Source organism: Facklamia sp. P13069, assembly GCF_050409405.1.
Lineage (GTDB): Bacteria > Bacillota > Bacilli > Lactobacillales > Aerococcaceae > Facklamia.
The window spans coordinates 56,361-68,514 of sequence record NZ_JBNUPN010000001.1 but is presented as its reverse complement, the minus strand read 5'-3'; the positions used below and the strand labels follow the sequence as shown (position 1 = coordinate 68,514).

At 38.0% G+C, this 12,154-nt stretch carries 13 protein-coding genes; 3 read left to right on the top strand and 10 right to left on the bottom strand.

Going from position 1 to position 12,154, the window contains the following annotated elements:
• Window positions 1-3: 3 nt before the first annotated feature.
• The 8 genes from rplV to nox form a co-directional block, all read right to left on the bottom strand.
• The gene (gene rplV, locus ACQV2T_RS00345) at window positions 4-360 is read right to left on the bottom strand and encodes a 50S ribosomal protein L22 (protein WP_428873243.1); all 357 of its coding nucleotides are present in this window, start codon (window positions 358-360) and stop codon (window positions 4-6) included.
• A gap of 18 nt (window positions 361-378) precedes the next feature.
• Window positions 379-660, bottom strand: coding sequence for a 30S ribosomal protein S19 (gene rpsS / locus ACQV2T_RS00340; RefSeq protein WP_090289515.1), 282 nt, complete (start codon window positions 658-660; stop codon window positions 379-381).
• A gap of 31 nt (window positions 661-691) precedes the next feature.
• Window positions 692-1,522, bottom strand: a complete 831-nt coding sequence (rplB, locus tag ACQV2T_RS00335; protein ID WP_428873242.1) for a 50S ribosomal protein L2 — start codon at window positions 1,520-1,522, stop codon at window positions 692-694.
• Between the two features lie 33 nt (window positions 1,523-1,555).
• Window positions 1,556-1,852 carry a 50S ribosomal protein L23 gene (locus ACQV2T_RS00330; RefSeq protein WP_090289517.1) on the bottom strand — a complete coding sequence of 99 codons (297 nt, stop codon included), beginning with the start codon at window positions 1,850-1,852 and terminating at the stop codon, window positions 1,556-1,558.
• On the bottom strand, window positions 1,852-2,475 hold the full coding sequence (gene rplD / locus ACQV2T_RS00325) for a 50S ribosomal protein L4 (RefSeq protein WP_428893092.1): 624 nt from the start codon (window positions 2,473-2,475) through the stop codon (window positions 1,852-1,854). The genes ACQV2T_RS00330 and rplD overlap by 1 nt, the downstream gene beginning before the upstream one ends.
• A 25-nt stretch (window positions 2,476-2,500) precedes the next feature.
• The gene (gene rplC / locus ACQV2T_RS00320; protein ID WP_428873239.1) at window positions 2,501-3,136 is read right to left on the bottom strand and encodes a 50S ribosomal protein L3; all 636 of its coding nucleotides are present in this window, start codon (window positions 3,134-3,136) and stop codon (window positions 2,501-2,503) included.
• A gap of 25 nt (window positions 3,137-3,161) precedes the next feature.
• Window positions 3,162-3,470 carry a 30S ribosomal protein S10 gene (gene rpsJ / locus ACQV2T_RS00315; RefSeq protein WP_428873238.1) on the bottom strand — a complete coding sequence of 103 codons (309 nt, stop codon included), beginning with the start codon at window positions 3,468-3,470 and terminating at the stop codon, window positions 3,162-3,164.
• A gap of 340 nt (window positions 3,471-3,810) precedes the next feature.
• Window positions 3,811-5,154, bottom strand: a complete 1,344-nt coding sequence (nox, locus tag ACQV2T_RS00310) for a H2O-forming NADH oxidase (protein ID WP_428875346.1) — start codon at window positions 5,152-5,154, stop codon at window positions 3,811-3,813.
• A gap of 262 nt (window positions 5,155-5,416) precedes the next feature.
• Here nox and ppdK point away from each other — a divergent pair, with 262 nt between their 5' ends.
• From ppdK to ACQV2T_RS00295, 3 genes are read left to right on the top strand one after another with little or no spacing between them, the layout of a single operon-like run.
• Window positions 5,417-8,035 (top strand): pyruvate, phosphate dikinase, encoded by a 2,619-nt coding sequence (ppdK, locus tag ACQV2T_RS00305; RefSeq protein WP_428873235.1) that lies wholly within the window; start codon window positions 5,417-5,419, stop codon window positions 8,033-8,035.
• Between the two features lie 22 nt (window positions 8,036-8,057).
• The gene (locus tag ACQV2T_RS00300; protein ID WP_258436781.1) at window positions 8,058-8,672 is read left to right on the top strand and encodes a helix-turn-helix transcriptional regulator; all 615 of its coding nucleotides are present in this window, start codon (window positions 8,058-8,060) and stop codon (window positions 8,670-8,672) included.
• Window position 8,673: 1 nt separating this feature from the next.
• Window positions 8,674-9,495: a pyruvate, water dikinase regulatory protein gene (locus ACQV2T_RS00295; protein ID WP_428875347.1), complete on the top strand. Its 822-nt coding sequence runs from the start codon at window positions 8,674-8,676 to the stop codon at window positions 9,493-9,495.
• 70 nt (window positions 9,496-9,565) lie between these two features.
• Here ACQV2T_RS00295 and ACQV2T_RS00290 read toward each other — a convergent pair whose 3' ends face one another.
• Window positions 9,566-10,780, bottom strand: a complete 1,215-nt coding sequence (locus tag ACQV2T_RS00290) for a mechanosensitive ion channel (protein ID WP_428875349.1) — start codon at window positions 10,778-10,780, stop codon at window positions 9,566-9,568.
• 122 nt (window positions 10,781-10,902) lie between these two features.
• Complete coding sequence (gene tuf, locus ACQV2T_RS00285) at window positions 10,903-12,090, bottom strand: elongation factor Tu (protein ID WP_428873231.1); 1,188 nt, start codon at window positions 12,088-12,090, stop codon at window positions 10,903-10,905.
• Window positions 12,091-12,154 lie beyond the last annotated feature (64 nt).

Genomic DNA, 12,154 nt, shown 5'->3' with positions numbered 1-12,154 from the left:
TAATTAAGCCTCCTCTTTTTCTGATACCACAATTGTAATGTGGCTTGTACGTTTTAAGATCGGTGAAGCTGACCCTTTAGCACGAGGACGGAAACGTTTCATGGTTGGTCCTTCGTTAACGTATGCTTCACTTACATACAACGTTTCTAAATCTAAGTCATAATTATGTTCAGCATTTGCAATAGCTGACATTAATACTTTTTCTATAATTGGTGAACCAGCTTTTGGAGTGAACTTCAAAATAGCCATTGCTTCTCCAACTTGCTTGCCCCTGATAAGATCCATTACTAAGCGAGCTTTACGAGGAGCAATTCGAACTGTTTTTGCCATTGCCTTAGCAGATGTAATTTGTTCAGACATCTTATATACCTCCTCTTATTAGCGTTTCTTAGTTTTCTTATCTTGGTCAACGTGGCCTCTATATGTACGTGTAGGAACGAACTCTCCTAACTTATGACCGACCATATCTTCTTGGATAAATACAGGCACGTGCTTACGGCCATCATATACAGCAATTGTCATCCCAATAAAATTAGGGAAAATTGTTGAACGACGAGACCATGTCTTAATCACTTGTTTTTTTTGGGCATCTTGTTGAGCCTCTACCTTTTTCATTAAATGTTCATCTATAAAAGGTCCTTTTTTCAAACTACGAGTCACAATGTAGCCTCCCTTCAGAATTTATTGGTTATTATTTCTTACGTCCACGAATAATTAATTTGCTAGATTTCTTCTTAGCGTTACGAGTTTTAACACCCATAGCTTTTTTACCCCATGGTGTCATTGGTGATGGACGACCGATTGGAGTACGACCTTCACCACCACCGTGTGGGTGATCGTTAGGGTTCATTACAGATCCACGAACAGTTGGACGTTTTGATAACCAACGAGAACGTCCTGCTTTACCAATATTAATCAATTCGTGTTGTTCGTTACCAACTGTTCCGATCGTTGCACGGCAAGTTGATAAGATCATGCGAACTTCACCTGAGTTCAGACGAACTAGAGTGTATTTGCCTTCTTGTCCTAAAACTTGAGCACTTGTACCAGCTGAACGAATTAATTGTCCACCTTTTCCTGGTTTTAATTCCACGTTGTGAATAACTGTACCAACCGGAATATTAGATAGTGCTAAAGCGTTTCCTATTTGGATATCCGCATTGTCACCGGACTCAATTTTTTGGCCTACTTTAAGGCCTTTAGGTGCTAGAATATATGTTTTAACACCGTCTTCATAATGCACTAGAGCAATGTTAGCAGTACGATTTGGATCGTATTCAATTGTTTTAATTGTTCCGACTACTCCATCTTTATTACGTTTAAAATCAATCACACGGTAAGCACGTTTATTTCCACCACCGTGGTGACGTACGGTTATTTTTCCTTGACCATTACGACCTGCACGTTGTTTTTTTGACTCTAACAAGCTTTTTTCAGGTGTTTTTGTAGTGATCTCTGAAAAATCATATCCAGTCATGTTACGACGTCCATTAGTCGTCGCTTTATAATGTTTAATTGCCACTGCGTTACCCTCCTATTTTAATATTTTCCAGAATTACTCAGCGTCTTCGCCAAACAATTCGATCCGGTTTGAATCTTCTGTTAAGGTAACCACTGCTTTTTTGTACTTACGAGTGAAACCTTGATAACGTCCCATTCTCTTTGCTTTTCCATCTACATTAATAGTATTAACTTTCGCTACTTTAACACCTTCAAACATTGCTTCAACAGCTTGCTTGATGTGAGTCTTATTAGCACGACGGTCAACTTCGAAAGTATATTTATTATCATCAATGGCTAGCATTGATTGTTCGGTAATTACTGGACGTAATAAAACTTCTGATAATTGCATTATGCTAAAGCCTCCTCTACTGTTGAAAGCGCAGCTCTTGTAATTAAGATACGATCCGCATTAATTACATCTAAAACATTCACATTCAAATCATCAATCACTTTTACATTTGGAATGTTACGTGCAGATAAGTACGCTGTTTCATTTGCACCTTCTAAGATTAATAATGTTTTGCTATCAATATTTAAGTTGTTTAATACCACTTTGAATTCTTTTGATTTTGGTGCGTCAAAGACTAATTCATCAACAACTGTTAACTTCTCATCCATAACTTTTTGAGATAGTACAGAGTTTAAGGCTAAACGACGCATTTTCTTAGGTAATTTGTAACTGTATGAACGAGGTGTTGGTCCAAAGACAATTCCACCGCCTACCCACTGTGGTGATCTAGTAGAACCTTGACGCGCACGTCCAGTTCCTTTTTGTCTCCACGGTTTACGTCCTCCACCGCTAACGGCTGAGCGATTTTTAACCGCGTGAGTCCCTTGACGTAGTGAAGCTCTTTGCATTACGACTGCTTCGAAAACTACCGCTTCATTAGGTTCAATTCCGAAGATTGCTTCGTTTAATTCAACTTCTCCTGCTTGTGTTCCATCTTGTTTAAATAATGTAACTTTTGGCATTTGCTCGTTCCTCCCCTCTTAGATATTATTTAACTGTTTTAATTGCTTGTTTAATTTCAACGAGTGACTTCTTAGCACCTGGAACGTTTCCTTTAATAAGAATCACATTGTTTTCGCTATCTATTGATACGATTTCCAAGTTTTGAATAGTGATACGTTCGCCACCAGTTTGTCCAGGTAATTTTTTACCTTTAAACACTTTAGAAGCGTCTGACGCCATACCCATTGATCCAGGACGACGGTGGTAACGAGAACCGTGAGCCATAGGTCCACGAGATTGTCCGTGGCGCTTAATAGCTCCTTGGAAACCTTTACCTTTGGATGTACCCGTCACATCGACGATGTCACCAACTGCGAATGTTTCAACTGTGATTTCTTGCCCTACTTCATATTCTCCTAGCTCAACATCACGAAATTCGCGAACGAAGCGCTTAGGAGTAGCATTAGCTTTTGCTACATGACCCTTATGTGGTTTGTTAGTCAATACTTCACGTAAATCTTGGTATCCTACTTGAACTGCTTCATAGCCATCTGTTTCAACTGTTTTAACTTGTAAAACAACGTTTGCAGGAGCTTGGATAACAGTAACAGGAATTAATTCACCATTTTCAGTAAAGTATTGAGTCATTCCGACTTTAGTTCCTAAGATTCCTTTGGTCATGAGTACACCTCCATTATTTTATTTTTTATAATTTGATTTCTACGTCCACACCACTTGGTAAGTCTAACTTCATTAAAGCGTCTACTGTTTTAGCAGTAGGGTTAACGATGTCGATCAAACGTTTGTGTGTACGCATTTCGAACTGCTCACGAGAATCTTTATACTTGTGTGTTGCACGAATAACTGTATAAACAGAACGGTCTGTTGGTAAAGGGATTGGACCCGATGTCTTAGCCCCTGTTCTTTGAGCAGATTCAACTATTTTCGCTGCAGAAACATCAAGAGCACGGTGCTCATAAGCTTTTAAGCGAATACGAATTTTTTGATTTGCCATTTTTATTTCCTCCTTCGTCAATATAAAATATGTGACTTGCTCCACAAGAATTTCTAACAAACCAGCCCTTGGCAACTTGTCCTGGCGTGTCACAACCTCTCGTTTCACTGCATATCTCCCTCTTCTCGAGGGATTGTGCCCATTTCGGGGCAGAACCCTCCAATTGACACAACCGATATTATACCGAAGATAGATTGCTAATGCAAGCGATAATCAAAGCTTTCTTGAGTATTTATAAAAAAAGATAGCTTTTATGTTTTTTTAGCTGCAGGAAAACTAATATCAATTTTCCTAGAAAAACATAATTGCTACCTTATTATATAGAGGATTTTAAATTATCTTACTTTAATTGTTTTTTAGCTTTTAAAGCAGCCACAGTAATGTAATTATACGGTTGGTTAAAGTGAGGTAGGAAGAAGGTATCTAATAAGGCTAACTTATCAATCGTAACTTCTTCTTGAATAGCTAGTGAAAACATATGGATTAATAAAGATACATCGTAATCTGAAGCTAGCTGAGCCCCTACTATCCGACGACTTGTCTTTTCATAGACAATTCTTATTTTGACTTGATGATTTTCAGGCATAAATCCGGGAAATTGTGTATCTTCATGTTCTACATAGTCTACATCAACACCTGCTAGTTCAGCTGCCTTTAACGTCAAACCAGTTGAGACTAATTTTAAGTTGAAAATATTAATTCCGTTTGATCCCTGTACACCAGCTCCTTCCAACTCAGTACCTGCAAGGTTATGAGCTGCAACAATACCTGATCGAACCGCATTAGAAGCTAAGGCAATGTATGTTGTATCCTGAATGGCATTGGAGTAATTGCTGGCACAGTCTCCAATCGCATAGACATCATCATCTGATGTTTTAAAATGGCGGTCTACAAGATATGCTCCACCTTCAAATAAGTCGAGATGGTCTTTACCTAACTCGGTATTCGCTTGGAAGCCGATTGAATTAATTACCACATCTGCTTCATAAGTGCCCTTATCTGTTCTCACAGCCTTAACTTTACCGTTTTCACCGATATATTCTTGAACTAATTCACCAAAATGTGTTGATATGCCATTACGCTCTAAGTTTTGGTCCATCATCTTAGCGAATTCAGGATCATAGTAACTAGCTAGTGAAGTTTTTTCAGCATCAAAAATGCGAACGTTTTTTCCACGTCTCTTAGCAGCTTCAGCAATTTCGACACCGATATAACCTGCACCAATTACACAAACATTTTTTGCCCCTTTATCTGCTAAGGCTTTATCAACCGCTTGTCCTTCTTGGAATAATTTTAAGAAGTGTAATCCTTCCAAATCATGACCCGGGAATTTAGGAGTGATTGGCAATGATCCTGTAGCTAAGATTAATTTATCATAGCTTTCCTCAAGTTTTTCGCCATCTTTTTTCAGAGCGTATACCTTTTTATTCGAAAAATCGATGTTAGAAACCTCAGTTTCAGTATAAATTCGGGCTCCTTTTTTAGCGAAAGCCTCCTCGTTTGTATAGAAAAGACCCTTATAATCATCAATTTGACGACCTACCCATAAAGCTGTTCCGCAGCCAAGATAAGAAAGATTTGAATTACGTTCCAACATCACAATTTCGTGCTCTGGATAATTTTCTAACAAAGTATTTGCCGCTGCTATTCCAGCATGGTTTGTTCCAATGATGATCACTTTCATAAATATTTCTGCCTCCAAATTATTTTTTTCACAAGCTAATTGTACGCCTATATTTTACCATTCTCTCGAAAATAAGACAATTTTTACCCTTCTTTTTATCATGTGCTTTCATTAAACATTTTAGCGTTTAAATAAGCAACACTATTAAACTTACATAGCGTTAAAAACAATAATTTTTGTGGCTTATTTTAGATTGACAAGTAATAGTGTGCATTATATAATACGATAAGTTGCACTACTTAAATTTTTAGGAGGTTTGTTGATGAAACGTGTTTATGCATTTGGTGAAGGAAATGCCAAAATGAAGGATCTATTAGGCGGTAAAGGAGCCAACTTGGCTGAAATGACTAGTCTAGGCTTCCCTGTTCCCCAAGGATTTACTATTTCGACTCAAGCATGTTTGGAATACTTAGAGGAAGCTAAGGGGTTAAAAACTGAGCTTAAAGATGAAATTGCCGAAGCCGTGAGCCATCTTGAAGAAATCTCAGGCAAGACCTTTAATGATCCAGAAAAATTATTATTAGTTTCCGTTCGCTCTGGAGCAAAAATCTCTATGCCAGGTATGATGGATACTATATTAAACTTAGGGCTTAACGATGAAAATGTCTTAAAATTAGCTCAAATCACCAACAATGAACGTTTCGCATACGACTGTTATCGTCGTCTTCTACAAATGTATGGGAACGTCGTTTATGAAATCGATATGGCTAAGTTTGAAAAAATTCTTAAGCAAGTTAAATTAGACAATCATTTGCACTATGATTACGAATTGACAGCTGAACACCTTAAAGGAATTGTTAAAGATTATCAAGCTATCTATCAAGAAGAATTGAACCATCCATTCCCTCAAGATGTTTACCAACAGATTTACGCAGCGGTTGAAGCTGTCTTCAAATCTTGGAATAATCAACGGGCTATTGTTTACCGTCGCTTAAACAATATTCCAGATGACTTAGGTACTGCTGTTAACATCCAAGAAATGGTCTTTGGTAATAGTGGCGAAACTTCTGGTACAGGTGTTCTCTTCACACGTAATCCCGCAAACGGTAAGCACGAATTATACGGTGAGTACTTAACTAATGCACAAGGAGAAGACGTAGTTGCTGGTATACGTACCCCTGTTTCAATTAATCGTCTACGTGACCAATTCCCTAACATCTATCAACAAATCATAGAATTAACTGAGAAACTTGAAAAGCACTATTCGGATATGCAGGATATTGAGTTTACGATTGAGGATAAAAAATTGTATATTCTGCAAACAAGAAATGGCAAGCGGACTGCTCAAGCAGCTGTCAAAATTGCGGTGGACTTTGTAAATGAAGGCATCTTATCACCCGACCAAGCCCTTCTAACTATTAATCCAGAATCCCTCCATACATTGCTACACCCTGCCTTTGATCCGAATGCTCTAAATCAAGCTGAATTAGTTTCTAAGTTGGGCTTGCCAGCCAGTCCGGGTGCTGCAACTGGACAAATCGTTTTTGATGCAGTCACTGCAAAAGAGTGGGCAGATGCTGGCAAATCAGTTATTTTAGTGCGTCATGAAACTTCACCTGAAGATATTGTGGGTATGAACTCTGCTAATGGCATTGTAACCAGTCAAGGAGGAATGACTTCTCATGCAGCGGTTGTTGCTCGCGGAATGGGTAAATGCTGTGTAGCTGGTTGTAGTGAATTGGACATCAATGAAGATAAGAAGACTTTATCTTATCCTGGTGGTCAACTAAATGAAGGAGATATCATTTCTGTAGACGGTACGACAGGATGTCTTTACATCGGTGAAATCCCAACAGTTGCAGGCGGAGCAAATGAAGACTTAGATAAGGTCTTAGAATGGTCTCGTCAGCATGCTCAATTAGCTATTCGTATGAATGCCGAAACAGCTTCAGATATTGAAAACGGTTTACGTTTTGGAGCAGTTGGTATTGGACTAGTTAGAACTGAACATATGTTCTTCCAAGAAGACCGTCTAATAGCCATCCGCAAATTCTTACTTGCCAAAAACCCTGCTGATCGTCAAACATCTTTAGATGCTATCCGTAATTTCCAAACCGAAGATTTTTCACATATCTTTGAGTTAATGCAAGAAAAACCAGTGGTAGTACGTTTGTTAGATGCTCCTTTACATGAGTTTTTACCGCATGGTCAAAATGAAATCAAACAAGTTGCTAAACAACTTCAAATTGATGCTTCTGAATTGAGTGACCGGGTTCAGTCTATGAAGGAAGTTAACCCTATGATGGGCCACCGTGGTTGTCGTATGGGAATGTCCTACCCTGACTTATATATCATGCAAGCAGAAGCAGTTATCCGATCAGCTATGAAAGTAGCAAAAGACGGTGTTAAAGTTAAACCAGAAATCATGATTCCTTTAGTGAGTAGTCAAGCTGAATTAATTCACTTGAAAGCAAAAATAAAAGAACACTTAGAAAATGTTCTAAAGCAAGAAAAGGTAAGTATGGAATTTACAGTTGGAGTAATGGTTGAAACACCTCGTGCATGCTTAATTGCCGATCAATTAGCAAATGACGCTGAATTCTTCTCGTTCGGAACCAATGACTTGACTCAACTAACCTTTGGCTACTCACGAGATGACGCTGGTAAATTCTTAAATCAATACCTTGACCAAGGCATTTTAAAAGATGATCCTTTCCAAACTATTGATACTTTTGCTGTTAAAGAACTTGTTGAGATAGCTGTAGAACGAGGACGATCCGTGAAAGAAAACTTGAAAATTGGTGTTTGTGGAGAACTAGGAGGAGACCCTCGTTCCATTGAACACTTCCACCAAGTAGGGCTTTCATATGTATCTTGCTCACCTTACCGTGTACCAATTGCACAATTAGCCGCTGCACAAAGCGCTATTAAAAACGTATAATTAATTAACTAGGAGGGGAACTATGAAACTTTCACCCCGACAAGAAGAAATCATCTCAATCGTTAAAGAAAATGAACCAATCACCGGCGACGAAATTGCTAGTAAGCTTGGTTTAACAAAATCAACATTGCGTAGTGATTTCGCTGTCTTAACCATGACGGGCATCCTCGATGCTCGTCAAAAAGTAGGCTATATTTATTCTGGATTAACTGAAAAATCCTTATTATATGAAGCATTTTCAGAGTATCTTGTTAAAGATATTATGGTCCAGGCTATCACAGTTACACCTGATACTACAGTCCAAAACGCAATTACTCACTTATTTATGTATGATGCTGGTTCTATCTATGTAATTGATGAAGAAGACCACAAGCTAGCAGGTATCGTGTCGCGTAAGGATTTACTCCGCTCAGCGATTGGTCAGTTAATGGATACACCCTTAACCATTATAATGACCAGAATGCCAAATATTATTGTCGCTCAACCCGATCAAACGGTGCTTGATGCGGCACGCCTAATATCTGAACACCAGATTGATTCACTGCCAATCGTAACCGCTGACTATGAAATACTTGGCAAAGTATCAAAAACTCATATCGTGAATCTTTTGGTTGAATTAAGCCAATCGGAGGAATAATATGTCAGTAACCAATTCTTACAAATTCTATGTCATTTCCGACTCTGTCGGTGAAACAGCCCTACGCGCTACCAACGCCGCTTTAGCCCAATTCCCAAAGTTAACCAACATCAGTTTAAAAAGATTTCCATTTATTAACACCCGGGATGAATTAAAACCCATACTTGAAGAGGCTGCTAAAGTGAATGCGATTTTAATCACTACTTTAGTTGATGAAGGTCTAGAAAATTACGCCAGTGAGTTCTCAAAGAAAAACGGATTAGATTATCATAATGTAATCCACCCCATTCTAGACCTTATTTCACAAAAAACAAATATGACAGCTACTGAAAAATCAGGAACCCTACATCGACTCGATGATCACTACTTCGATCGTATTCAAGCCATTGAATTTGCAGTGAAGTACGATGATGGTAAAAATCGTAAAGGATTCGAATTAGCTGACATTGTATTGCTAGGAGTTTCACGCTCTTCCAAAACACCTTTAAGTATGTACCTAGCTAATAAATCATATAAGGTAGCCAACTTACCAATTTTTCCAGAAGTTCACATTCCTGATGAAATCTATCAGGCTGATTCACGAAGAATATATGGTTTGATTGCCTCTCCTCTATATATCCAAAACATTCGTAAAAAACGAGTCGAAATGATGGGGTTAGGTGAAAAAGCTACTTACTCTTCACTTGAGAGAGTAAAGCAAGAATTGATGTTCGCAGATGATTTATATCATCAACTAGGTGCCACCGTGATTAATGTAGAGAATCAATCGATTGAAGAGTTATCTGAACAAATCATTGGTCACTATAATCGACTGATTCAATAAATCGTAATTACAATCACAAAAAAGCTCGCTCATTCAATTAAGAATAGCGAGCTTTTTGTTTTGATTAGTTTTAGAATCTTTGCTGTTCTTCTTCTTTTTCTTCGTGTTCAATGCTTTTTTCAATATTTTCTAGTTGACGTGCAGCAAAATCCTTACCACCTATTCCAACTGCAAGAGCGAAGGCAACAGCTACCGCACTAAGAATAATAATAAAGGCCGCGTTAACAATTGTTGGAGCAAACTTTAATTGGTTCAATGTCATGAAAATCGCCAATACAATAATAGCATAACGAACAAATTCTCCAAATACTTTACTACCAGAAACTTCTTTCAAAAAGCTTGCAAGAATATTACCACCAATTACTCCTACCGCTAAGATTAACGCCGCAGCTATTACATCAGGGATGTAGGCAATAATAGAAGTGCCTATCGCATTTAATACTTCTAAGTTAAGAACTGAAATAGCTTCGACAATAAAGAAAATAAGTAATAGTGATTTAGCCACTTGAGCAATCACGCTTGAAATTTGGATATGGCTTTCACCTTTAAAATTTAAATATTTTGAATATTGGTCGATACCAGATGTCTTTAATAGGCTTTCTAATAAATCACCTAACAATTTTGCAATGAAGCCACCGACAAAAACAAGAATAACTGCCACAATTATATTAGGAATTGCTGACATTACAGAGTTTAATACACCGACAATCGGTGCTGAAATAGTCTGAATACCTAGTGTTTCAAGGGCCACTGTTAAAATCGGAATAAATATTAAGACATAAACAACGGTCGAAAACACTTCAGCTAGATGTGTATCATTGACTCTTTCTTTTTCTTCCTGCCCCGTCATCTTACTATACCACTTATCTAAATTGAAACCTTCTAGTAAGTTTTGCGTTAACTGTTTAACAAACTTACAGAATAAGTTGCCAATGAATATAATTAAAACGGCTGCAATAATGTTTGGAATGTAAGCAAAAAACTTCGCAAACATATTAGATATTGGATCAACAACCCCTGCCAATCCTAATCCATTTAAAATGAAAGGTACAAAGAAAAGTACAATAATAAAATATAATAAAGTGCCTATTGTTTCTAAGAAGGCATTAGATTCCTCATCGGTTCTAGCTAACCCCCATTTTTGTAATTTCAAGTCAAAGTCGATACTCTCCATAGCCTTAATCGCATATTTTCTCGCAAAATGCGCCAAAATCAATGCTGCTATTAATAAAAGTAATGAGCCTATTATTCCAGGAATAGAGCTAACAACACTGTTAAAATCCATCGTCATTCCCCTTTCTAAATTTTATTTACTTTTAGTATAGCATGATTAAGCTTGATACAACAAACATTAATCTAAAATAAAAAAGCCAAGTATTTTGCTTGGCTTTTGTTCTTAATATTTAATTAAGCATTAATTTTAGTAACAGTACCTGCACCTACAGTACGTCCACCTTCACGAATTGAGAAACGAGTTCCGTCTTCGATAGCGATTGGGTGAATTAATTCTACTGTCATAGATACGTTGTCACCAGGCATAACCATTTCAGTTCCTTCTGGTAATTCTACAACACCTGTTACGTCAGTTGTACGGAAGTAGAATTGAGGACGATAGTTAGTAAAGAATGGTGTATGACGTCCACCCTCTTCTTTAGAAAGTACATATACTTCCGCTTCGAACTTAGTATGTGGAGTAATAGTTCCTGGAGCTGCTAATACCTGTCCACGCTCAATATCATCACGTGTAACTCCACGTAATAATGCACCAATGTTGTCCCCTGCTTCAGCATAGTCTAACATCTTACGGAACATTTCTACACCAGTTACTGTAGACTTCATAGTATCTTCAGCGATACCTACAATTTCAACTTCGTCACCTACACGAACTTGTCCACGTTCAACACGTCCTGTAGCAACTGTACCACGACCAGTAATAGAGAATACGTCTTCGACTGGCATCATGAATGGCTTGTCAGTGTCACGCTCTGGTTCTGGAATATATGCATCTACTTCTTCCATTAGCTCTAATACTTTAGCTTCATAAGCTTCGTCGCCTTCTAAAGCTTTAAGAGCAGAACCTGCGATTACTGGAATGTCATCTCCTGGATAGTCGTATTCTGATAACATGTCACGAACTTCCATTTCAACTAATTCTAATAATTCTTCATCGTCAACCATGTCTACTTTGTTTAAGAAGACTACGAAGTAAGGAACTCCTACTTGACGCGATAATAAGATGTGCTCACGAGTTTGTGGCATTGGGCCATCAGCTGCAGATACAACCAAGATCGCACCGTCCATTTGAGCAGCACCAGTGATCATGTTCTTAACGTAGTCCGCGTGTCCTGGAGCGTCAATATGTGCATAGTGACGGTTAGCAGTTTCATACTCGATATGAGAAGTGTTGATTGTGATTCCACGTTCTTTTTCTTCTGGAGCGTTATCGATTGAAGCATAGTCCTTAGCTTCACCGAATCCGTTTTTAGCTAATACAGTCGCGATTGCAGCTGATAAAGTTGTTTTTCCGTGGTCAACGTGTCCTAAAGTACCAATGTTAACATGCGGTTTCGTACGTTCGTATTTTTCTTTTGCCATTTGAGTAAATCCCCCTAATTTTAAAGTGTTTATAGATTATGTAATCTATCAAAATTATTATACC